General features: G+C 57.5%; 21 protein-coding genes and 1 tRNA gene. 13 read left to right on the top strand and 9 right to left on the bottom strand.

All coding sequences use genetic code 11. The annotated features are described in order from the left end of the window. Positions 1–611: 611 nt before the first annotated feature. The 4 genes from ACTOZL_RS08005 to tsaE form a co-directional block, all read right to left on the bottom strand. A tRNA-Leu gene (locus ACTOZL_RS08005) sits at positions 612–699 on the bottom strand. Between the two features lie 87 nt (positions 700–786). Continuing rightward, the gene (gene upp / locus ACTOZL_RS08000; RefSeq protein WP_482477758.1) at positions 787–1,419 is read right to left on the bottom strand and encodes a uracil phosphoribosyltransferase; all 633 of its coding nucleotides are present in this window, start codon (positions 1,417–1,419) and stop codon (positions 787–789) included. Positions 1,420–1,421: 2 nt separating this feature from the next. Next, positions 1,422–2,138: a tRNA (adenosine(37)-N6)-threonylcarbamoyltransferase complex dimerization subunit type 1 TsaB gene (tsaB, locus tag ACTOZL_RS07995; protein WP_482477757.1), complete on the bottom strand. Its 717-nt coding sequence runs from the start codon at positions 2,136–2,138 to the stop codon at positions 1,422–1,424. Beyond that, the gene (gene tsaE / locus ACTOZL_RS07990; protein ID WP_482477756.1) at positions 2,135–2,563 is read right to left on the bottom strand and encodes a tRNA (adenosine(37)-N6)-threonylcarbamoyltransferase complex ATPase subunit type 1 TsaE; all 429 of its coding nucleotides are present in this window, start codon (positions 2,561–2,563) and stop codon (positions 2,135–2,137) included. The genes tsaB and tsaE overlap by 4 nt, the downstream gene beginning before the upstream one ends. Positions 2,564–2,712: 149 nt before the next feature. On the opposite strand from tsaE, the gene ACTOZL_RS07985 reads away from it, so the two are divergent. From ACTOZL_RS07985 to ACTOZL_RS07970, 4 genes are all read left to right on the top strand, one after another. After that, a complete protein-coding gene (locus ACTOZL_RS07985; RefSeq protein ID WP_482477755.1) occupies positions 2,713–3,843 on the top strand; it encodes an FtsW/RodA/SpoVE family cell cycle protein in 1,131 nt (376 codons plus the stop codon). A 60-nt stretch (positions 3,844–3,903) separates the two neighbouring features. Beyond that, positions 3,904–4,881 carry an S-layer homology domain-containing protein gene (locus ACTOZL_RS07980; protein WP_482477753.1) on the top strand — a complete coding sequence of 326 codons (978 nt, stop codon included), beginning with the start codon at positions 3,904–3,906 and terminating at the stop codon, positions 4,879–4,881. Between the two features lie 373 nt (positions 4,882–5,254). Beyond that, the gene (locus tag ACTOZL_RS07975) at positions 5,255–5,806 is read left to right on the top strand and encodes an RNA polymerase sigma factor (protein ID WP_482477752.1); all 552 of its coding nucleotides are present in this window, start codon (positions 5,255–5,257) and stop codon (positions 5,804–5,806) included. Then, positions 5,796–6,953, top strand: coding sequence for a hypothetical protein (locus ACTOZL_RS07970; protein ID WP_482477751.1), 1,158 nt, complete (start codon positions 5,796–5,798; stop codon positions 6,951–6,953). The genes ACTOZL_RS07975 and ACTOZL_RS07970 overlap by 11 nt, the downstream gene beginning before the upstream one ends. 83 nt (positions 6,954–7,036) lie before the next feature. On the opposite strand, the gene ACTOZL_RS07965 is transcribed toward ACTOZL_RS07970, so the two are convergent. The 5 genes from ACTOZL_RS07965 to ACTOZL_RS07945 are packed head-to-tail and all read right to left on the bottom strand — an operon-like array spanning position 7,037 to position 12,564. After that, positions 7,037–7,462 (bottom strand): GtrA family protein, encoded by a 426-nt coding sequence (locus ACTOZL_RS07965; RefSeq protein ID WP_482477750.1) that lies wholly within the window; start codon positions 7,460–7,462, stop codon positions 7,037–7,039. 10 nt (positions 7,463–7,472) lie between these two features. Then, entirely contained in the window at positions 7,473–7,934 is a 462-nt protein-coding gene (locus ACTOZL_RS07960; protein WP_482477749.1) for a COG2426 family protein, read from the bottom strand. A 3-nt stretch (positions 7,935–7,937) separates the two neighbouring features. Beyond that, entirely contained in the window at positions 7,938–9,785 is a 1,848-nt protein-coding gene (locus ACTOZL_RS07955; RefSeq protein WP_482477748.1) for a DUF6056 family protein, read from the bottom strand. After that, positions 9,782–11,611, bottom strand: coding sequence for a DUF6056 family protein (locus ACTOZL_RS07950; RefSeq protein ID WP_482477746.1), 1,830 nt, complete (start codon positions 11,609–11,611; stop codon positions 9,782–9,784). The genes ACTOZL_RS07955 and ACTOZL_RS07950 overlap by 4 nt, the downstream gene beginning before the upstream one ends. Beyond that, positions 11,608–12,564 (bottom strand): glycosyltransferase family 2 protein, encoded by a 957-nt coding sequence (locus ACTOZL_RS07945; protein ID WP_482477745.1) that lies wholly within the window; start codon positions 12,562–12,564, stop codon positions 11,608–11,610. The genes ACTOZL_RS07950 and ACTOZL_RS07945 overlap by 4 nt, the downstream gene beginning before the upstream one ends. A gap of 378 nt (positions 12,565–12,942) precedes the next feature. Here ACTOZL_RS07945 and ACTOZL_RS07940 point away from each other — a divergent pair, with 378 nt between their 5' ends. The 9 genes from ACTOZL_RS07940 to fliG all read left to right on the top strand — a co-directional run. Continuing rightward, positions 12,943–14,994, top strand: coding sequence for a bifunctional diguanylate cyclase/phosphohydrolase (locus tag ACTOZL_RS07940; protein ID WP_482477743.1), 2,052 nt, complete (start codon positions 12,943–12,945; stop codon positions 14,992–14,994). A gap of 23 nt (positions 14,995–15,017) precedes the next feature. Continuing rightward, positions 15,018–15,380 (top strand): Hpt domain-containing protein, encoded by a 363-nt coding sequence (locus tag ACTOZL_RS07935; protein WP_482477741.1) that lies wholly within the window; start codon positions 15,018–15,020, stop codon positions 15,378–15,380. Further along, positions 15,377–17,929: a hybrid sensor histidine kinase/response regulator gene (locus tag ACTOZL_RS07930; protein ID WP_482477740.1), complete on the top strand. Its 2,553-nt coding sequence runs from the start codon at positions 15,377–15,379 to the stop codon at positions 17,927–17,929. Before ACTOZL_RS07935 ends, ACTOZL_RS07930 begins: the two co-directional genes overlap by 4 nt. 654 nt (positions 17,930–18,583) lie before the next feature. Beyond that, complete coding sequence (gene flgB / locus ACTOZL_RS07925; RefSeq protein WP_482477738.1) at positions 18,584–18,973, top strand: flagellar basal body rod protein FlgB; 390 nt, start codon at positions 18,584–18,586, stop codon at positions 18,971–18,973. A 14-nt stretch (positions 18,974–18,987) separates the two neighbouring features. Then, a complete protein-coding gene (gene flgC / locus ACTOZL_RS07920) occupies positions 18,988–19,476 on the top strand; it encodes a flagellar basal body rod protein FlgC (protein WP_482477737.1) in 489 nt (162 codons plus the stop codon). A gap of 51 nt (positions 19,477–19,527) precedes the next feature. Then, positions 19,528–19,836, top strand: coding sequence for a flagellar hook-basal body complex protein FliE (fliE, locus tag ACTOZL_RS07915; protein WP_482477736.1), 309 nt, complete (start codon positions 19,528–19,530; stop codon positions 19,834–19,836). Positions 19,837–19,875: 39 nt separating this feature from the next. Continuing rightward, on the top strand, positions 19,876–20,019 hold the full coding sequence (locus ACTOZL_RS07910; protein WP_482477735.1) for a hypothetical protein: 144 nt from the start codon (positions 19,876–19,878) through the stop codon (positions 20,017–20,019). Then, positions 20,006–21,526 carry a flagellar M-ring protein FliF C-terminal domain-containing protein gene (locus ACTOZL_RS07905; protein WP_482477734.1) on the top strand — a complete coding sequence of 507 codons (1,521 nt, stop codon included), beginning with the start codon at positions 20,006–20,008 and terminating at the stop codon, positions 21,524–21,526. The genes ACTOZL_RS07910 and ACTOZL_RS07905 overlap by 14 nt, the downstream gene beginning before the upstream one ends. Beyond that, positions 21,519–22,465: flagellar motor switch protein FliG (gene fliG / locus ACTOZL_RS07900; protein WP_482477732.1), on the top strand; the 947-nt coding region annotated here is incomplete at its 3' end. The genes ACTOZL_RS07905 and fliG, both read left to right, overlap by 8 nt.

The raw sequence follows: 22,465 nt of genomic DNA, 5'->3' as shown, positions 1-22,465 counted from the left end.
AACTGTGTAGCTCAGCTGCTTAACCGCTGTTGCGAATACTCTACGAATCATTCCGTTTTTTCCTCGGTTTTTGTGTCCGTTTTATTGGGAAGGGCTCAGTCTGTCGCTTCGGATATCCATCCACTGTGCTCCTTTCATTTCCTGACTCCCTTTCCGGGTTCTTTCTCGCCCTGATTGGGAGTCTATCTTTTTCCCTTCACCTCCGCCACAAAACTACATTTTTTCCTCGGCGTTTTTTTACATTTTATCACTGGCGCTGACAATAGCTATGACCAAGACCACTGAAGAATCCAGCACAATGCAGGCATAAGCAACAAGCATAACAGTTCTAGGAACGCAAAAACGCCGCCCATGGCCTACCGGTTTCCCGGCAGGTCACAGACGGCGTCTGATGGTTGTTTGTTCTTTTTTATCAGTGTGAAAGAGTTCGAGTCCCCTAAGTCTCCAGAAAGGCGTTTTTGCATCTCTGGAAACGTTATTTCTGAATTACGCTCCCTGTTTTGGGAAACTTGACTCTTTTCTTCGATTTTGGCCTGTTTTGTTGCAGAATATGCGAAAAAGCCACACTTAAGTGTGGCTTTTTCTCCTGTATCTTTTTCATCAACACAGGTTGGTGCGCGAGGCGGGACTTGAACCCGCACGTGCGTATTGCACACTAGAACCTGAATCTAGCGAGTCTGCCAATTCCACCACTCGCGCATTGTTCGCGCCGGAGCGCTTCAGCTCCGGCGCGAGAATTATAATATCATGGGGCAGGGGAAAAGTCAAGAGATTTTCCAGACTTTTTTACTTGGTGCCGAAAATTCGGTCCCCTGCGTCTCCCAGGCCGGGAACGATGTAGCCGTGCTCATTGAGCTTTTCATCCACAGCCGCTACATAGAGCTCCACATCTGGGTGGTCTGTCCGAATCCGGGAGATGCCCTCCGGGGCGGCTAGAATGTTCATAAGCTTGATGTGCTGTACCCCGTACTCCTTGATGAAGCTGATAGCGGCGGAGGCAGAGCCCCCGGTGGCCAGCATGGGGTCCAGGACGATTACGTCCCGTTGGGCGATGTCCTGGGGCATTTTGCAATAATATTTCACCGGGGCCAAGGTTTCCGGATCCCGGAAGAGGCCGATGTGGCCTACCTTGGCGGAGGGGATCAGCGTAAACACCCCGTCTACCATCCCCAGCCCCGCCCGGAGGATGGGGACGATGGCCAGCTTCTTCCCGGCGATCTTCTTGGTCACGGCCTGGGCTACCGGGGTCTGAACGGTGACTTCCTCTAGGGGCAGGTCACGGGTGGCTTCATAGCACATGAGGGTGGCAATCTCTCCCACCACCTGGCGAAAATCCTTCACGCCGGTGGTCTCATCCCGGAGGATGGACAGCTTGTGTTGGAGCAGAGGGTGTTCCAATACGTGTACCATATCGTCCATGGTCATTCTCCTTTCGGCTGCTTGGCTTCTTTGGCTAACCGCTCCCGTTCCGCCTGGGACAGGCGGTGATACACTGGCACCAAGCGGTTGGGGGAGACGGTCTGGCCTGTTCGGGCCAGGGTCAAGGCCTCCCGTGCCACACCCCAGGCACTTTGCAAGCGTAGGTTTGCAGGGGCCAGCTGGGCGGGGATGCCCGCCTCTCGCAGGGCTTCGTAGCAGAGCGCTGCGCCGTCTCCCACCACAAGCTGGGGAGCCTGGGTACCCCGCAGCTCTGCCACCAGCGCTTCCAAGGAAATGGCTCGGTCAGGGGTTAGGCGCTGGGGTTGCTGGTTTACCCCGCGAAAGCGGGCGTTGTAGACCTGTTTCCGCCGGGCATCCATGGCGGCGCAGATTTCACCCTCAAAACCAGCTGCGTTCCAGGCCATGGAGGCCAGGGTGGAGCAGCCGGCGCAGGGCAGCTCTGCCGCCCAGGCAAGGCCCTTGGCGGTGGAGACCCCGATGCGCAGCCCGGTGAAAGAGCCTGGCCCTGCCGCTACGGCGATGAGGTCTAGCTCCGACACCCGGCAGCCATAGGAGGCCAGGAGCTGCTGGGCCATGGGGAGAAGGGTCTGGCTGTGGGTGAGGCCGCTATTTTGAAAGCTCTGGGCCAGCAGGGTTTCATCCTCACATAGGGCGACGGAAGCTGCGGTGGCGGAGGACTCCAAGGCCAAAATTTTCACGGCAACTCCACCCCCTCAATGGTAATGATACGCGCTTGCTCCCCGTCGCCCCGGCGGATATCCACGAAAATGGTGCCGGGTTCCAGGGCATCCCGGATGTTCTCGCTCCACTCCACGGCGCAGATGCCCCCCCGGCTGAGAAAGTCCTCCCAACCGATGTCGAAGAGCTCTTCGGCGCTGGTGAGGCGGTACATATCGAAGTGGAACAGGGGGAGAGTTCCCCCCTCATATTCATTGACGATGGTAAAAGTGGGGCTGACTACCCGGCTTTGGATGCCCAGGCCCTGGGCCATCCCCCGGACAAAGGCGGTCTTGCCTGCCCCTAAGTCCCCGGTGAACGCCACCACGCTGCCAGGAGGACAGGCCCGGGCCAGGGCTGCTCCAAGGGCCTCGGTGGCCTGGGGGCTGTTGGAAAAGTGCTCCACAATGCGCCTCCTCTCCTGTTGTCCCGTATGGGGACGATTTTATTGCCTATTGTAGCACATATTTTCCGGACTTGCACCCCTCTGTGACAAAATTTGTGGGCTGGGACGGGTATTCTTAAAAGAGAATAGGAAAAAGGGGGCGAAGTGCGGTGAGGAAGTCATTGAAAACACGGCGGGAAGAGTGGCCGCTGTTTTTCCTCTGCCTGTCTGCCGCCCTTTGGGGCCTGGCGTTGATCTTTTCTGCCACCCGCTACAATGCGGAGCTCCACAGCTTGCCGGGGAAACAGGCCATTGCCCTAGCAGTGGGGGTGGGGGCATGCCTGGTGCTGTCCCGGCTGGATATCCTGGACCTTATGGACAAGCTCTGGTGGCTCCTGCCGGTGGTGAATGTGGGCCTGCTGTTGCTGTTGGTCCCCTTGGGCAACGACGACGGCACGGGGAACAAGAGCTGGGTGGCCCTGCCGGGGGGCTTCAATTTCCAACCGGCGGAGGTGGTGAAGCTCTGCTTCCTGTTGCTGCTGGCCCTTCAGCTCAGCCACCTCCGGGAACGGGGGCTGAACCGACCGGTAGCCATCCTCCTGCTGGGTGGGCACACCCTGGCCCTGTGCGGCTTGCTTTACGCCGTCTCCGGGGACATCGGTATGGTGGCGGTGTATCTGGCTATGTATTTGGTAATGCTCTGGGCAGCGGGGGTTCACCCCCTGTGGCTGCTGGGTCAGGTGGCGGCGGGGGTGGGGGTGGTGGCCCTGCTGTGGTCCCGGCTGCCGGAGTATGTACGCCTGCGCTTCCAGGTGGTGGTGGACCATGAGCTGGACCCCTTGGGCAAGGGCTTCCAGCAGGAGCGGAGCTTGCTGGCCATCGGTTCTGGGCAGATCACTGGACAGGGTTACCTTCATGGGACCCAGACCCAGAATCCCTCCGCCTCGGCCTTGCCTGCCCGGCATACGGATTTTATTTTCTCTGTGGCAGGGGAAGAGTTGGGGTTGGTGGGCTGTGTGCTCCTGTTGGCGTTGCTGGGGGCCATCGTGCTGCGTTGTGTGGCCCTGGCCCGGCGGCAGGAGCGTTTTTTTGCCGCCTGCATCTGCGCCGGGGTGGGGGGGATGCTGGGGGTGCAAACCATCCTCAACATCGCCATGTGTCTATATACCGCCCCGGTGGTGGGGGTGACGCTGCCCTTTTTCAGTTACGGCGGTTCCTCCCTTATCAGCGCCTTTGTTGGGGTGGGGCTGGTGATGGCCCTGGCCCGGCGGGGGCTGGAAGGAAGCGGAAGGTGGCGGTAGGAATGATGGCGGGGAAAGGGGGAAAGATAGGGTTACTTTTTTCCAAAGGAGGCGTATCTTATGAGAGAGAACCGATTTCCCTGGGGAGGGCGCTTTGTCCTGCTGCTGGCGATGCTGACCATGTTGATGACCATGCCTGCCCTGGCCCTCTTTGACCATGACGACCTGGCCACTGGTACGGGGGTCACCCCCATTGCGGAAAACCTGAGCCTGACCACCTATAAAAATGTGGCGGTGAACGGCAGTTTCACAGCAGTGGACCCCGACGGGGGCAGCGTGACCTTCCGGGTGACCAAGAACCCCGCCCGGGGAGAGATCACCCAGGGGGAGGAGGGGGCTGCCAGCTTCACCTATACCCCCTATGAGAACAAGACCGGTAAAGATAGCTTCACCTATGTGGCGGAGGATGGGGACGGGAATGTCTCCCAGCCGGCCACCGTCTCTGTGAAGATCAGCAAGCAGAAGAGTGAGGTGACCTACAGCGACATGGCGGGGCATCCTGCCCAGAAAGCTGCCGTGACGTTGGCGGAGCGGGGCGTCTTTGTAGGGGAACAGGTGGGGGAGACCTGGCTGTTCCACCCAGAGGACATGGTGAGCCGGGAGGAATTCCTGGCCATGGCTATGGACCTGGTGGGGGCGGAGACCCTGCCTGTGGAGAACACCGGTTTTTCAGATGATGACAGTATTTCCACCTGGGCCAAGCCCTATGTGGCCTCGGCCCTTCAAACAGGGGCCATCCAGGGCAGTGGGGAGGGGGCGCAAGGCCCTGCCTTTGCCCCAGAGCGGGTGATTTCCCAGACCGAGGCGGCGGTGATGCTGGACCGCCTGCTGCGGGTGTCTGACGTGGCCTTCCGGGACTTGGCGGAGGATGCCGCCCCGGCCTGGGCCTATCAGTCTGTGGCCAACCTGGAAGCGGTGGGGGTGCTCAGCACCGGCACCGACGGTGCCCTGAATCTCTCGGATACCCTCACTCGGGCTGAGGCGGCGGAGATGCTCCTCTGCGCCCAGGAGGTGTTGGACTTCCGGGCAGGGCAGTGAGCAAACCGTTGTCAATAAGAATGAAGAAGCCCTGGAAGCGTGACGTGCGCTTCCAGGGCTTTTTTTGTGTGATCTGTGAGAGGGAAAAGGCGTGGGGGGATTACTTGTGGCTCAAGAACATGATGATGATCCCCACAATGATGGGCAGGATGATGATACCGCAGATGATGACCGCCAAAAGTGTATTCATAGTGTGCCGCCTCCTTCCATTTTTCCATGATACCAGAGGCCGTGGGGGCTGTCAACTGCCGCAAATTGGGCGGGGAGGTGGGGGAATCCCGCAGTTTTTTCCAGCCAGGTGAAACCCGCGGCGGGGTTTCTGTGATATTATTGGTGAAAGCAGCTTTCAAAAACCAAGAAGGAGCGACACTGCATGAGAGAAGCAGTCATGGTGGAAAAAATGCAGGAGGGCGACGCCTCCGGCCTGGAGGCCCTGATGGACCGGTACATCCCCTATGTCTCCACAGTGGTATGGAATATCCTCCGGGGAGCCATGCCCGCGGAGGATGGAGAGGAGGTCGTATCAGACGTATTCCTGGCCGCCTGGAAACAGGCCGGTGATTTGGCTCCCGGACACCTCAAGGGATGGCTGGGGGCGGTGGCCAGGAACAAGGCCAAGAACAAGCTGCGCCAGCGAGGGTTGACCCTGTCCCTAGAGGACGACGCCTTGGACATCCCTGGCCTGGAGGACCCAGCCAACGATATAGAGCGGGCGGAAGAGCGTTTTTTGGTCCGCCAGGCCCTCAATAGCCTGTCTGCCCAGGAGAAAGAGATTTTTCTCCGCTATTATTACTACACCCAAAGCGTAAAGGAGGTGGCCCAGAGCATGGGCTTGAAGGAAGGGACCGTCAAGACCAAGCTGAAGCGGGGCCGCGTGAAGCTGAAGGAAACACTGATGAGGGAGGGATTCGCATATGAAGCGTAATATTTCCGACTTACTGGATACATACCTGGAAGAAGACGTGGAGCTAGAGGCGGAGACTGTCCTCTCTCCCACACGGATCAAGGAGTTGACTATGAATAAATTGGATCAGAAGAACCATACAGAGAAGAAGACGGGTAAGCGGTTCCCCGTTCGTGTGTTCATTGCGGCGGCGGCGGTTGCGGCCATGTCTGTCACCGCCCTAGCGGCGGATATCGGCGGTGTGGGCTCCACCCTTCAGAGCTATTTTGCCAAGGACGGCGACAGCTTGAGCGCTGGACAGATCCAGGTGATCGACCAACTGGGGGCTACCTTCTCCGGCGGTGTCACCAGCCAGGGCGCTACCCTGACGCCCCTGGCCGCGGTGGCAGACGAGAACGTCTATTACCTGCGCCTGCGGGTGGAGGCTCCCCAGGGGACTGTCCTGCCGGATCTGGACGAGGAGACTGGATATTACCAGCTCTTCGGGGGAGAGGCCAAGAACAGCTTGGATTTGGATCTGAGCGCTTACGACGGGGCCTACTCTCCCGGCTATAGTGTGGATTACACCTGGATGCCTGACCAGGACCCCACGGACAATATGAAGGAAGTGGTGCTGCGGTATCAGGTGCTCCCGGAGGACGGCGAGGAATCCGGCGCGTTGAAGTTTAACGACGGCGTTTCTAAGGTCCTGACCATCCGTGGCCTGTGGGTGCAGGCGCCGGACAAGGAGTATACCCAGGTGTTCGGCGGGACCTTCACCTTTGACATCGGCAAGAATTTTGAGAGCCAGAGTGTGGCCTTGGACTGTGCGGGTCTGAGCTACCACGACGAGACCTTTGACATCACCAGCGCACCGGATACCATGACCCTGTCCCCCCTGAGCCTGTCCTGCGAGTATAAGTGTACCTTGCAGGAAAACCAGTGGGTGGGCTGGGGGGTCGGCCCCATCAAGATCGTCCTGAAGGATGGCTCGGCGTTCTTTGATGACACGGAGGGTTACTCCTTCACCGGAAACAAAATTTCGGACATTCCGATCGCGGATCTGCCCCGGAGCCAGGAGCCCAGCAGTGTACACAGAATGATGATCCCCTTCGACGAGCCCCTGGATTTGACCCAGGTGGACTATGTGGAATACGGGGGAGAGAAGATTCCTGTGAATGTAGAGTGACCGGAACAACGGGATCAAAGCTCATTGTAACTGCATATAGAAAACACCAGGCCGGCGCTGAGAGGTTCAGCGCCGGCCTGGTGTTATGTTTCTTTCTCTTTGCGGAAGGCAAAGAACCGCTGGCCCAGATAGTTCAGGGCCACGAAGAGCACCATGCCAAAGAGCATGGCTACGTTCTCTCGGAACTGCTGGGACTGCCCAGAGAGCAGGTGCAGCATGAGGGGCTTGGAGATGCCGTAGGCCAGGAGATAGCACACGGCAATGTTGATGATAAAGCGACCCACCTCGCCCCAGGAGCGTTTTTTGCTGCGGAAGGTGAAGTACTTGTTGAGAAAGAAGCTTAAAATACTGCCGAAGAAGTAGTTGGCAAAGGAGGACTGCCAATAGGTGCAGTGAAGTATATTGTAGAGCACGAACATAATGGTGGTGCCCACCACGGTATTCAGCACCCCCACCAGGCCAAAACGGACCAGGGAGCTCTGCCATAAACGGTCCCAATTGTGTTTCATACCGGCCCCCTTATCCCAGAATGCCGTAGCTGATGAGGGTGACGATGAGCCCGGCAATCATGCAGCCTGCGCCGATGGCGGAGATGGCGTCCCGCAGGCGCATTTGCAGGACAGAGGCCACCAGGGCGCCGGTCCAGGCGCCGGTGCCGGGCAGGGGAATGGCCACCAGGAAGCACAGCCCCAGCCAGCGGAAGCGTTCCAGCTTCTTGCTGTTCCGATGGGCCTTCTGTTCCAGTCTGTGGGCGAGGGCGCGGAGCTTCTCCCAGCGCTTCATCCAGTTGATGATCTTTCGGGCGAAGAGGATGATGAAGGGGACCGGCACCATGTTCCCCACCACCGTGACCAGATAGGCCACTTCCCAAGGGAAGTCATAGAGCATTGCCGCAGGGACTGCGCCCCGGAGCTCGATCACCGGGACCATAGAGAGGAGAAAGACTGCGGCCAGCTGTTTGAAGGGTGTATCCAGTATCAAAGTTTATGCCTCCTGAGTTTGGGAAAAGCTTCCCTCATATACGTAGGTGTCGGTTTCTGGGTCGTAAGCCAGGGTGATGCCGAAGCAGCGCTCTAGGTCCTGGGCGGAGAGGTACAGCAGGGTGTAGGTATAGGAATGGGGCATCCGGGGGACGCAGTAGCCCACCGGCTCCACGCCGCCGTCAGGAAGGTGCCGTAGGAGGCTGCCGTCGCTGTAGAGGGCGTAGTCGCTTCCGCCGTAGCTGAGCTCAAAGTGGAGGTCCGTCCAGTAGAACACACAGGGATGGCCGGATTCCTGGAAGAGGAACTCCAGGGGGACCAGAAGCTCCCCGTCCTTCTCCAAGGTGGGGAAGGTACTCACTGCGTCCCCCACCTGTAGGTTGCTGACGTCCCATTCCTCACTGGTGAAGCGCAGGGGGATGTCCTGAGGGAGGTGGTAGTATTGCAGGAAGTTTTCCAGGAAGTAGGTTCCCTCATAGAACATGGTGAAGCGGTAGTCTGGGTCCAGGTCGATGCTCAATTCCAGCACCCCACTGCTGCGGCTGTCCTCAATGGCCTGAAGGTTTTTCTGTACCACAGCCTGGTTGGCGGCATAGCCCTGGTAGATGGGCACATAGCGCAGGAAGAACACCGCCGCCAGCATAGCGCAAATGGCCACGGCAGGGAGGCGGGGGCAGTGTTCCAGCAATCGGAACAGCAGGCTCCAACACACGGTGAGGAACAGCAGCAGGCAGGGGAAGAAGGTCCGGGCGTAATAAAGGGTGGTGATAATGAGCATCATCACTGAGGCCCCGGCCCCCAGGAGGAGAAGCCCCGTCTGCCGGTAAGTGGGGTGGAGCAGGAGGGTGACAGCGCTATATAGGGTGAACACCACTGTCAGGATGGCCAGAGGTTTTTCCAGGCCGGTGAGGGCCAGGATGAGCACCAATGCCGCCACCGGGAAGCCGCAGAGCAGTACCCGGGGCAGGCTGCGGTCTGTCCAGTACAGCAGGGCCAGGAACAGGCAGAAGCAGGCAAACAGCACGTTCCAGAAGGGAAAGCCGCAGAGGTAGTGCATTACGTCAAAGAAGCGGGACAGGAATACCGAGGGGTCCAATACGCTGAAAATCCCGCCGTCAATCCCCCGGCCCATCCGGGCGTGGCTGCCGGGGGCGGTGAGGATGGTGAGGTAGCCCAGGCTGGTGCACAGGGGAGCCAGCCAGAGGCGGGCTTCCTTAGGGGCGTCCTTCCGGGCAAAGAACCAGGTACCCCACACCAGCACCAGGGAGACCAGGCCACATTGCTCCGTCCCCGCCCCAGCCAGTAGGGCACACAGGCCCAGGGCCACCAGTCCCCGCCGCCTGGGGGCCTTGGCCTGGAAGCGGTCCATAAGCCATAGGACCAGCAGAGGGAAGAGCAGGGGGAAGGCATAGTTGAAGAAGGCGGAGAGCCAGTAAAGGGCCATGCGCAGGTATTGGATTTCACTGCCCAGCAGGGACAGCAGGGCAAGCCCCCCGGCCAGGAGCAGGCTCCCCCGGCGCATCGCCTTGTTCTGTACCCGCAGCCCCAGCAGCAGGATCAGCGCTGTGAGGATGGGGCTGAGGAGGGCGAAGAGTTTGGTGTCTGCCAAGAGCAGGATGGGAATCAAAAGGTGTACATACACCCGGCCGTTGGTGTTTTGGTAGTGGTTCCAGCTGTGGCGCAGGAAGCCCTTGAAGCCGTCCTGGAAGAAGGTGCCGTACCAGTAGTCGTCGGAATAGACGGTGAGGTGGGCGTTCACTGCCAGCTGTAACAGCATGGCCAGGAGCAGGACTGCGGCTCCCCCCCAGAACAGGCCCCGGTCCAGGGGTTTTTTCAGGGTGCGGGTTGTCATGATGGCAGTTCCTCCTGCTGGATGTAATAGATGTTTTCCACCGGGTCGTAGCGGGTGGTGATCCCGAAGAACTGTTGAAACAGCTCTGCCGGGGCATAATAGGTGTAGAAGGAGCGTACATCAGAGTAGATGGCCTGGCCGACGGGACGTTGGGTGGCCAGATCCCAGCGGTAGACTTCCCCACTGGGCAGGAAGAGATAGCTGCGCTGGTCCAGCCAGATCACGGTGCCGTGGTACACATAGTTCCATTCCCCGTCCCCGCCGCACAGTTGGGCGATATCCTGGATGGGGAGGAAGAGGGTGTCGCCATCCCGGAAAGCGGGCAGGCCAGCCCTTTGGCCGTTGTAGAGGCCGGAGAGTTCCAGGTTGCTGCTGGTGTAGCTGATTTTCTCCGAGGTGACGCCGTAGTATTCCAGGGCGTAATCCATATAGGCCCGGCTTTCAAAGAACATTAAATGACGGTAATCCTGGCTCAGGTCCAGGCTTAGGACGATGGGCTCCTGGTCGTGCTGCCGCAGGGCCTGTTCGTTGGCTAGGTTCACCACCTGGTTGGCGGCATAGCCCTGGTAGGTGGTGAGGTAGAGGGGGCACAGCGCTGCCATAGCTGCTGCGGCCAGAAGAGGGACACCCCACGAGGGCAGGCCCTTCAGGCATTCCAGGCACTCCGCCAGCAGGGAGATACATACGATGAGCAGCAGTAAAATGGCGGGTACCGCCGTCCGGGGGGCGGCGGAGGAGTTCAGGATCATCACCAGCTGGGAGGCCAGCATTCCCAGCATCAGCAGGCCCCGGAGGGTGGTTTGGTGCCAGAGAAGAGAGACCAGAGCGGCGAAGAGCAGGAACAGCACCGCCAGGAGGTTAGCCACGAGAGGGTGCCCGCCCTGGCGCAACAGGAGATAGGCCACTGCCACCACGCCTCCTGAGAGCAGAACCTTCGGGGCGCGGCGGGTCAGCAGGGCGTGGGCGGCCAGCAGCAGGCAGAGCGACAGGATCAACAGGGGGACCCCCTGCTCCCCGGTGAAAAAGTTGGTGGCGAGGCGGAAGCGGGCAAGAAGCTCCGCCGGGTCCGCCAGGAAGGAGAGGAAACCGCCCCCCCGCTCATTCCCAACCCGCACCCAGGTGCCGGGGGCGAAGATCACGGAGGCATAGCCTGCCCCAGAGAGAAGGATGGGCAGAAAGCCCTGCCAGAGGGGGATTTTTTTCCGCAGATAGCACAGGAAGCTCCATCCGCCCAAGCAGATAATGGCGGCCAGGCCGCTCTGCTCTGTGGTGGCCCCGGCCAGGAAGATGAGCAACATGGTCAGAGGATGAAGCCGCCCCTTCTCCGTGTCCCTCTGGTGCCGCCAGAGGACCAGCATCAAAAAGAAAATGGGGAAGAGGTAGTTGAAGGCGGCGGAAATCCACAGCAGGGAGGTGTTCAGGAACTGGATGGGTAGGGCCATTACCACCATCATCCCCACAGCGCTGGTGGAGAGCAGGATGCGCCAGGGGGTCTCGCCGGACTGTAGGCGGCTGCCCAACAGAAAGGCCACTGCCAGCATCAGGGGGTTGAGGAGGATGAATAGCTTGGTGTCGAAGATCAGGGCCACCTGTGCCATGAAGTGGACGAAAGCCCGGCCGTTGAAGTTCAGGTAGTGCCAGACCGTCAGGTCCCAGAAGCCGTTCCAGCCGTCCCGGAAAAAGAGGCCGTAGAAATAGTCGTCACAGTAAATGGTGATCTTGGCGGTGAGCAGCAAAAGGGCCAGGAAAGCCACCGCCAGCAGGAGAGGGCTCACCCACTGCCCCAGGGAACGGCGTTGGAGCTTTCCTTTGGATAAGCGGTTCATGGGTTCGGATCACTCCAATTCAGATGTTCTTTCAACAGGTAGGGGGGACGCTGCTTCACCTGGATATAGATCCGGCCGATATACTCCCCTAAGATGCCCAGGAAAAAGAGCTGTAGGCCCCCCAGGAACAAGATGAGGCAGACGATGGTGGCATAGCCGGGGACGGCGATGGAGAAGGCCAGCTTCTGTACCAGCACCACCACCAGGTAGATGGCGGAGAGCAGGGCACAGATCAGCCCCAGGTAGATGGCGATTTTGATGGGGGCGGTGGAAAAGCTGAGGATACCGTCCCAGGCGTAGCGGAACAGCTTGACCAGGGACCACTTGGTGCTCCCTTCCGTCCGGGCCCGGGCCTGGTAGGGAATATACTTTGTGGAAAAGCCCACCCAGGAAAACAGGCCCTTGGAGAACCGGTGGGACTCCCCCATGGACAGCAAAGCTTCCGCCACCGGGCGGCGCATGGTGCGGAAGTCGCTGGCGTTTTCTACAAAGTCCACGTCAGAGAAGCGGTTGATGAGGCGGTAAAAGGTCTTTTTCAAAAAGCCCTGGACGGCCCCCTCCCGGCGTTTTTCCTGAAAGGCTGCCACGCAGTCATATTGGGGCTCCGCCTGGAGGATGCGCACCATGTCCAGCACCCGCTCTGGGGGCTGCTGAAGGTCGGCGTCGATGAGGGCGATAAGCTCTCCCCGGGCCGCCCCCAGCCCCGCCAGCATGGCGGCCTCCTTGCCGAAGTTCCGGGAGAAGCTGAGCACCTGGACAGGGCAGGCGGCGGCTTGATATACTGTGCGCAGGGCGGATAGGGTGCCGTCCCGGCTGCCGTCATCTACAAACACCAGCTCGTAAGACAGGCCGCTGGAAGCGAAGGTGGCCATGACCTCTTCCTGAAACCGCTGCACGTTCCCCGCCTCGTTGAAGCAGGGGACCACCAGGGAAAGGTCCACCGTTTTTTCCATGCTATCGTGCTCCAATAATACCACCAGTTCCTTTCCGTTCTGGGTTTCATGTCAAGATGATTCTTAAAATTATACCAAATCCTTCCCCCTTTTGCAACCGGATGGCGCCCCTTTTTCCCCAGAGGGAAACACAGCGGTGGGAAGTTGGGGGGGAAAATTCCTGCGCTTTCCACTGGAATTTATAAATCCAAACTTGTCTTTCTGTGGGAGACTGTGGTATAATCTAAGCTGTATGAATATGCTGCCCTTTTCCCTGGGCTGTGAAACATAGAGAAATGGACCGGCCCTTGCTCCTGGCACAATGCGGCGGAATGGGTCGTAACTTTAGGATATTAGGGGGTGTATGCGATGGAAAGACTCTCAGATAAGCAGAAGATCTTGATCGTAGATGACTCAGAAATGAACCGCTCAATCCTGGCAGATATGCTGGGGGAGGAGTATGAGATCATGGAGGCAGAGGACGGCAACGAGGGTGTGGCTATGCTGCAGCAGCACAGCAGTGAGATTGCCCTGGTGCTGCTGGACATTGTGATGCCCAACCTGGACGGCTTTGGCGTACTATCTATGATGAACCGCTATCGCTGGATCGAAGAGGTCCCGGTGATTATGATTTCTGCCGAACGGGGGTCCTCCCATGTAGAGCGGGCCTTTGAGATGGGGGTCACGGACTTTATCAGCCGGCCCTTCGACGCACTGCTGGTCCACCGCCGGGTGGTGAACACCATCCTGCTCTATACCAAGCAGAAAAAGCTGGTGTCCTTGGTGGCGGATCAGATCTATGAGAAGGAACACCGCAGCAGCTTGATGATCGATATTCTCAGCAACATTGTGGAATTCCGGAACGGGGAAAGCGGCCTGCATGTGCGCCATGTCCACACGCTGACAGAAATGCTGCTGAAGGTGCTGATTCATAAAACAGACCGATACCATCTGAGCCAGACGGATATCTCCATCATCAGCACGGCCTCCGCGCTCCACGACGTGGGGAAGATTTCCATTGATGAGAATGTGCTCAATAAGCCAGGGCGGCTTACGAAAGAGGAATTCGAGATCATGAAGACCCACTCCATGATCGGGGCGGAAATGCTGGCGGGGCTGCCCATCCATCAGGATGAACCGCTGGTGAAAGCGGCCTATGAAATCTGCCGCTGGCACCACGAGCGCTACGACGGCCGGGGGTATCCCGATGGGCTGAAGGGGGATGAAATCCCCATCTCTGCCCAGATTGTGGCCCTGGCGGATGTGTATGACGCCCTGACCAGTGAGCGGGTGTATAAAAAGGCCTTTTCCCATGAAAAGGCTGTGACAATGATCCTCAATGGCGAGTGCGGGACCTTTAATCCCCTGCTGATGGAGTGCTTGGAGGAGTGTGCCGACGGCATCCAGGAAGAGCTGCGGGATGACAACGCCTTCCGCCGCAACCAACGGGAGATGCAGAACATTGCCCGGGAAATGCATAAGTATGAGGAGCTTACCGCCTCCGAGCGCACCTTGCAGCTGTTGGAGCACGAGCGGATGAAGTATAACTTCTTCGCGGACCTGAGCAAGGAGATCCAGTTTGAGTTTACCCTTCAGCCGCCCATGGTTACCCTGTCTGCCTGGGGGGCGGAGACCTTGGGCTTGGAGGAAATCGTCATGGAGCCGGAGACAGACCCCCGGGTGATGGAGCTCATCGGCAAGGATAGCTGGCGGGGCTTGGCGGATGCCCTCCGGGCCACCACCCCTGGTCAGCCTACCGTCACCTTTGACTGCTTGATCCATTACAAAGAGAGCGCCGCCCGCTGGACGCGGATTCTGGCCCGGGCCATTTGGTCCCCCGACGAGCCGCCCCGCTACACCGGGGCCATCGGCAAGGCCATTGATGTCCACGACTCCCGGATGCACTTGGATAACCTGGAACGCATGGCGACCCACGACGCCATGACGGGGCTCTTGAATCACGCCACCGCCAAGAAGCGCATCCAGGAGCGCTTGGAGGAGCGGCCGGAGGGGCGGTATGCCCTGGCTATCCTGGATTTGGATCACTTCAAATCCGCCAACGATAATTATGGACATAGCTTTGGGGACCAGGTGCTTATCTACATGGCCGATAAGCTGCGCCAGAACACCCGGGGGGGAGATATTGCGGCCCGGGTGGGGGGCGACGAGATGGTGGTGTTCCTGGAATGCAAGATAGAGGTAGAACCTGCCATTGAGCGTATTTTTAACGCAGTGACCGGGATGTATGAGCAGTTCCCCCTCTCTGTGAGCATCGGTGTGGCCACCACGGAGAAGGTGGGGACGGACTATGAAACCCTCTTCCACGCAGCGGACCAGGCCCTTTACACCGTGAAACGCTCTGGGCGGGGACATTACCGTTTTTATGACGAGAGTATGGATAAGACCCTCTCGGCGATCTCGCCCATCGACAGCGATGGGGAAGAAGGATAATAACTAGAAGGAGAGTGCTGGAAATGACGCTGAAAGAATGCTATGACGCCCTAGGCGGAGACTATGAGGAAGCCATTGGACGGTTGCGCAGTGAACGCCTGGTGCAGAAGTTCGTGTTGAAATTCCTCAGCGACGGTAGCTACGACCTGCTCAACAGCTCCTTTGAAAAGGAAGACTGGGGGGAGGCATTCCGGGCAGCACATACCATCAAGGGTGTGTGCCAGAATTTGAGCTTTGTTGCCCTGGGTGATTCCAGCAGCGAACTGTGTGAAGCGCTGCGGGGGGGGCATACTCCTGAGGCGGACAGCCTGGCAGAACGGATGCGTGGGGATTACCAGCGTACCATTCAGGCTATCCAGGCGTTTCAGGAGGAAAACGGGGCATGAAAAACAAAACGACACGCTTCCTGATTTCTAGTTTGGTGGCTGTGGCGCTTCTTTGTGTATTCGTCCTTTCCTTCTTGGCGTTTCATATGCGTGCCCAAAGTACACGTACCATCAATGAGGTGGGTACGCTTTACATGTCCAGTATGAGCCAGCAGATTTCCAAGCATTTTGAGACGACCATTGGACTGCGCCTAAACCAGCTGGATGCGCTGGTGCAGATGATAGAGGCGGACCGTATCCACGACGACGCGGCGATGCAGGAGGAACTGGTGGCCAATGCGCAGACTATGGATTTTAGCCATCTTGCGTTTTTCACCAAGAGCGGGACGTTTCAAATGCTCTATGGCTCATCCTTGAAGATCACCGACCCGGACCCGTTCATAGAGTCTATTATTGAGGGAGAGAAAAAGGTGGCCATCGGCACGGATCAGTCGGGCAACAATGTGGTGCTGCTGGGGATTCCCAGCAAGCATAGAGCCTCGGACGGGCAGCCCTGTGTTGCCCTGGTGGCGGGCCTGCCAGTGTCGTACATCAACAATACCTTGTCCTTGGATGAGAACGACGAGCACGTCTATTCCTTCATTATACGGCGGGATGGCTCCTACATCATTCGTAGCTCTGACGCCTACCGGGAAAACTATTTTGACCGGGTCAACGACATTTATCAGGAGGTAGACGGGCAATCCCCGGAGGAGTACCTAAATGAACTGCGGGAGGCCATGAATAAGGACGAGGAATATTCTGGGGAAGCCACCATAGAAGGGGAGCGGCGGCACCTGTACTGCACCCGGCTGGCCCACTCGGAGTGGTATCTCATTACCTTTATGCCCTATGGGACCATCGACACCATTGTCAACGGCCTGAGCCACCAGTGGGTGATGATGGCTATGATAGGGGGCGGCGCAATCATCGTGGCGCTGCTGCTGGTATTTTCCAAATATTTCGGCCTGACCCGGCAGCAAATGAAGGAGCTGGACGAGGCGCGGAAGGATGCGGAGCATGCCAATCGGGCCAAGAGCGAATTTCTCTCTAACATGAGCCATGATATCCGCACGCCGATGAATGCCATTGTGGGAATGACGGCCATCGCCACCGCGAATATCGACAGCAAGCAACAGGTACAAAACTGCCTGCGAAAAATCACCTTATCCAGCAAACATCTCCTAGGGCTCATCAACGACGTGTTGGACATGTCGAAGATCGAAAGCGGGAAGATGAGCCTGAATATGGATCAGGTCTCCCTGCGGGAAGTAATCGAGGGGATTGTGAGCATCTGCCAGCCCCAGGTGAAGGCGAAGAAGCAGGAATTTGATGTATACATCCACGATATTACCACAGAGAACGTCTGCTGTGACAGTGTACGTTTGAATCAAGTCCTGCTCAACCTCCTCTCCAATGCCATTAAGTTTACCCCGGAGGGGGGCGTTATTGAGATGTCCCTCTATGAAACCGACTCCCCTAAGGGGGAGGGGTATGTCCGTGTGCATATCAATGTAAAGGACAATGGCATCGGCATGTCGGAGGAGTTCCGGGCCCACATTTTCGACTCCTTTGCGCGGGAGGACAGGCGGCGGGTCCACCGCACAGAAGGCACCGGCCTAGGTATGGCCATCACCAAGCACATTGTGGTGGACGCCATGGGCGGCACCATCGACGTGAAGAGCCAGAAGGGTGTGGGGTCAGAGTTTAGGATTGCCCTCGACCTGGAAAAAACGACGGTGACAGAAGAGGAGATGATCCTCCCCAACTGGAACATGCTGGTGGTAGACGACGACCAGCCCCTGTGCGAGAGCACGACCGCGGCCTTGCAGTCCATCGGCATCAATGCGGAATGGACCTTGGATGGAGAGAGTGCTATAAAAATGGTCCATAACCGCCACCAGAGGCGGGACGACTACCATGTTATCCTGCTGGATTGGAAGCTGCCAGATCAGGACGGCATTTCGGTTGCCCGCCGCCTCCGACAGGAGATGGGAATGAATGTACCCATCCTTCTGATCTCCGCCTATGATTGGGGGGAGATCGAGGAGGAGGCGCGAGCGGCGGGAATCACTGGATTCATCTCCAAACCCTTGTTTAAGTCCACCCTCTTCAACAGCCTGCGGAAGTTCGCGGAGGATCCTGAGTTGGTGCAGGAACAGCCGAAGGAGGGGAAACGGGAGCTGGAAGGCTGCCGGATTCTCCTGGCGGAGGACAATGAGCTCAACTGGGAGATCGCCTCGGAGCTGCTTAGTGCAGAAGGGCTGGTGTTGGATTGGGCAGAAAACGGAAGGATCTGTGTGGACAAGTTCAGGGCTTCCCCAGTGGGCTACTATGACGCGGTGCTCATGGATATCCGTATGCCCATCATGGGAGGATATGAGGCCACTAAGGCCATTCGAGAGATGGGTCGCCCAGATTGTGACCTGCCTATCATTGCTATGACGGCAGACGCTTTCGCAGAGGACATCAAGCGCAGCCTGGACAGCGGCATGAATGCCCACATCGCCAAGCCCATTGATATCCGTGATGTCATGCGCCTGCTGGAGAAGTTTATCATTCATCAGTAAACAAAAAATAAGGGTACAGACGTCGTGTCTGTGCCCTTGTTTGCCTGTTTGCTGATGTGCGTCGGCCTGCCTCAGAAGAGGCGCTTGGACGGAGAAGCAGTCTGTGGAACTGTGTCGGATGCAGGGGCAATGGCATAGAATATCATGTTATAAAAACCCATTTTCCTTACGTAGAAATGGGTTTTTGCGATAAAAAGTGAATAAAGCGCTTGGTTTTTACCCGCCAAAGCAGAGGGTATATCTCCTGCACGTTGCCATAATCAGGAGCGTGCAGGAGGTAGAAAAAGTCTTGTGCTTTCCAAGCTGTTATGGTATAATACCTCACAGAGTGAAATGGATGTATTTTGCCTCAAAAATCAATTTGTATTCCCTGAGACGGCGTGTGGATAACGCCGGCCAGGGGCGGGGTACTGCCTGTGGTGTTTGTGTGCCCCTCGTATACGAATGCGTTGTATATACCTGACGAAATTGCACGGCTTTGGTCGATAGCCATTGCAGACTTTGACTTCAGTGACTTGATTTTTAGACCTTTTTTTGGGCAATTTGCCCTTGCAATTTCTTGTGGGTCGTGACATAATAGCATAAAAGTGTGGCCGCTTCTGCCTTGGTGGGAGAGCTGGCCCCAAATCCATCATTTTTTTAGGAGGGGCAGAAATGGACTTTTTACGCAGCAATTCCATGGTGATGATGGAACGCTCCATGGACTTTCTCTGGACCAAGCAGGCGGCGATCATGGACAATATCGCCAATGCTGAGACCCCCAACTATAAAGCCAAGGTTGTAACCTTTGAGCAGAACCTGACCGAGAAGCTCCAGCAGGCAGCCACAGTGGGCAAGAGATCCCGGGAGAATGTGCGTCAGGTGTTGGAGAATGCAGATTTTGCTGTTTACGATATCGACGAGGCCAAGCGTATGGACGACAACGGCGTGGACGCCACGGAGCAGATGGTGGAGATGGTGCGCAATGCCTACCAGCAGCAGTACCTATATAACGCCATCAACAAGAGCTATTCTATCCTGCGCATGGCTGTGCGGGGCCAATAAGAGGGGAATAAATCATGGCATTTTTGAATTCAATTAACATCGTTGGTTCCGGGCTCACAGCCCAGCAGCTGCGCCTGGATATCATATCGGAAAATATCACCAACTCCCAGACCACGCGGGTGGAGAATGGCGACGGGCCCTACCGGCGGAAAATGGTGGTCTTTCAGGCGGAGAGCAACCGCAATACCTTCCGGCAGGCAATGGCCCGGGCTTCCGCTGCCAGCAATCAGAGTGGCAGCCGTTTGGTGTCCAATGGGATGGTAAAACCCACCGCCGGCGGCGTGCGGGTGACCAATATCCCGGAAGACCCCAGCGACTTCAAAGTGGTTTACGACCCCACCCATCCCGACGCTAACGAGGAAGGGTATGTGGAGCTGCCCAATGTGGACATGGTGAAGGAAATCGCCGACGCCATGGCGGCCACCCAGGCATTCAACTCCAACGTGACGGCATTTAACACCCTGAAATCGGTGATTTCCAGTGGATTGGAAATCGGCCGGTAAGGGGCATTTGACATATAGAAAGGATCTGTACCTATGATTGGCAATACAGGAATGGGTATTGAAAATACCATCCGAACCATCACCCCCTTTGAACACCGCAGCGAGACCCCCAAGGAGCGCACCCTCACCGAGGTGGGGGAGAGCGCTTTTGGTTCCCTATTCCGCTCCCTGATCCAAGATGTGAAGGATACTGACGCAGAGTTCGTCAATGCCCAGTATCTGCTCTCCACCGGGCAGCTGGATAACCCCGCTGAGCTGGGCTTGGCAGGCTACAAGAATGAGATCGCGGTGGACCTGCTGGTGCAGATGCGCAACAAGGCTCTGGATGTGTACAACGAGCTGAAGAATATTAACATCTAATGTTGCGCACTGAGGTAGGATAGAAGGCAGAGAGCGGGGATGATGGCGCTTGAACAAAGAAAAGTTAAAGGGTATTTGGGAAAAGATCAAGACAACACTGAAAAAGGTTTCCAAGAAAATGTGGATATTGATCGCCGCCGTGGCGATCATCGTAGCTGTTGTCATTGTTGTGATCCTGAATAACCGCCCCTATTCCATTCTAATCACAGAGGCCACCCCAGATGAGGTGTCCACCGTGTCAACATGGTTGGGAGAACAAGGGGTTACCAATTACCGCACAGAGGGGAACGGGACCATCCTGGTGCCGGAGGCCCAGGCGGCAAACTTGAAAGCACGGTTGCTTCAGGAGCAGTATGCCAGCAAGGGCACGTCCTTTAGCGGCTATTTTGAAAAGACGGGGGCCCTGTCCACCCAGTTGGACCGAAACAATGCTTGGCAGGTGGCCCTGATGGATGAAATGGCCAGCACCATCCGCCAGTTTGAGGGGGTGCAGGATGCCGCCGTGACCCTCGACATGGGCCAGGATCGTACCTACGTACTGGACAGCAACAATTTGACGAAGGCTACGGCGGGCGTGGTGCTGACGATGAAAAACGGCCAGACGCTGAGTGACCAGCAGGCCAACGCCATCCGCAACTATATTGCCCACAGTGTGGCGGGATTAGACATTGAAGACGTCTCCATTAGTGATACCAACGGCCAGGAATATACTGGCGGCGGTATCTCTAGCAGCGAGGGCAGCTCTGCGTTGAAGCTCCGTTTGGAGCAGGAGTATAGCAACGCCGTGCGCAAAAGAGTTCTGGACAGCTTGCGTAAGGCCTACGGTACGGATAACGTGGAAGTCGGGGTCAGTGTCGTGATTGATCTGTCGGATACGACCACGGAGGAATATGAGCCCATTCTGCCGGAATATGCCCGGGATGGCTCAACCAATGGTGCAGGTATCATCGGCCGGCGGGTTTACAGCTATAACACAGGCGAAGGTGATGGCGCTCTAGCCGGAGGAACCGTCGGTACTGGCGTGAATTCTGATATTCCCACGTATGTAGAAGAGGGAGCCGACGATCAGAATCTGGGAGACAGATTAAGTGGCAGCGGCGAAATAAACTACGATAACCCCAAGAGGCAGACGACTTCTCGTACCACTGCCGGTTATATCAGCGACTGTACAGTAGCTGTGACCATCAACTCTGAAACGGCTGGTTATGTGAACACGGAGTCTGTTCGCCGCCATGTGGCTACCGCAGCGGGTATCACTCCGGTGGCAACGGAAACCATGACCGAGGACCAGTATTTGAGCACCAAGGTCTCGGTGATGAGCTTCCCCTTCTGGACAGAGGAAGCACCGCCAAGCCCGGCTGAGTCATTGATGGATCGCATTGGACTCCCGGTTTGGGCACTGTATGCATTTGTTGGTGGCATTATCCTCTTCGTGGTGCTTCTGGTGGTTATCCTTCTGCTGCGCCGGAAAAAGCGCGAGAAGGAGGAGGCCGAACTCCAGGCTGTGGAAGAATTTATCGCCGCAGCCATGCCGGAGGAAGGCGAACCCCAAGGCGCAGATGTTATGGAACTCCATACCGAGCGCAGTATGGAACTGCGCCAGAGTATCCGCGACTTTGTGGATGAGAACGCAGAAGTGGCAGCTCTGCTGCTGAGAGGCTGGCTAAAGGGGGATGAGGAAAATGCCTGAAACCGCAGTGGCGACTGCTGAGCCCAATGCGGCGGCATCTGCCTCCGCAGTCAAAGAAATGAAGTCTGCACCCCCTGCAAAGGGAAAGAAGGACGGCAAAGACCGCCCGGAACTCACCGGTGCCCAGCGGGCGGCCACGGTTGTGATTGCCCTGGGTGCAGAGCGGGCTTCCACTCTCTATAAGCACATGGAACCAGAGGACGTAGAGCAGCTCACCATCGAGGTGGCGAAACTGGGTTTTTTGGATTCCGACCAGACAGAAGAAATCCTCAACGAATTTTACCAACTCTGCCGCACCAACCGTGCGGTGACAGAGGGCGGCTTGGAATACGCCCGTACCGTGTTGGAAAAGGCCTATGGCCTTCAGACAGCCGAAGAGCTGCTGGGCAAGGTCACCAAGTCCCTGCGCAACCGCAGCTTCTCCTTTATGGAGAAGGCAGACGAGAAGTCCCTGTACTCCGCCCTGCAAAGCGAGCGTCCCCAGACCATTGCCCTGGTCCTCTCCTACGTGGAGGCGGACAAGGCGGCAGGTGTGGTCTCGCAGCTGGATGAGAAACGCCAGATCCAGGTGGTGGAGAGCATGGCGAAGATCGACAGCGTATCCCCCGTGGCTGTCAAAATCGTGGAGGCCGAGATGCGCAAGAAGTTCTCCAATATCATGACCAGCGCCAACGTGAAGGTGGGCGGCATCGACTATGTGGCCGATGTGATGAACAACTTGGACCGCACCAGCGAGAAGAACATTTTCGACGGGCTGTCCGCCTACGACCAGGACCTGGCCGACGAGATCCGCAAACGCATGTTTGTCTTCGAAGACATCATCACCATGGACGACCGTTCCGTGCAGCGCTTTGTCCGGGATTGCGACCCCAGAGACCTGGTGTTGGCCCTCAAGGCAACCAACGAAGAAGTGGCGCAGAAATTGTTCGCCAATATGTC

Source organism: Evtepia sp. (genome assembly GCF_056797215.1).
The sequence above is the reverse complement of the archived record's forward strand: the minus strand, read 5'-3'. Positions and strand labels throughout refer to the sequence as shown.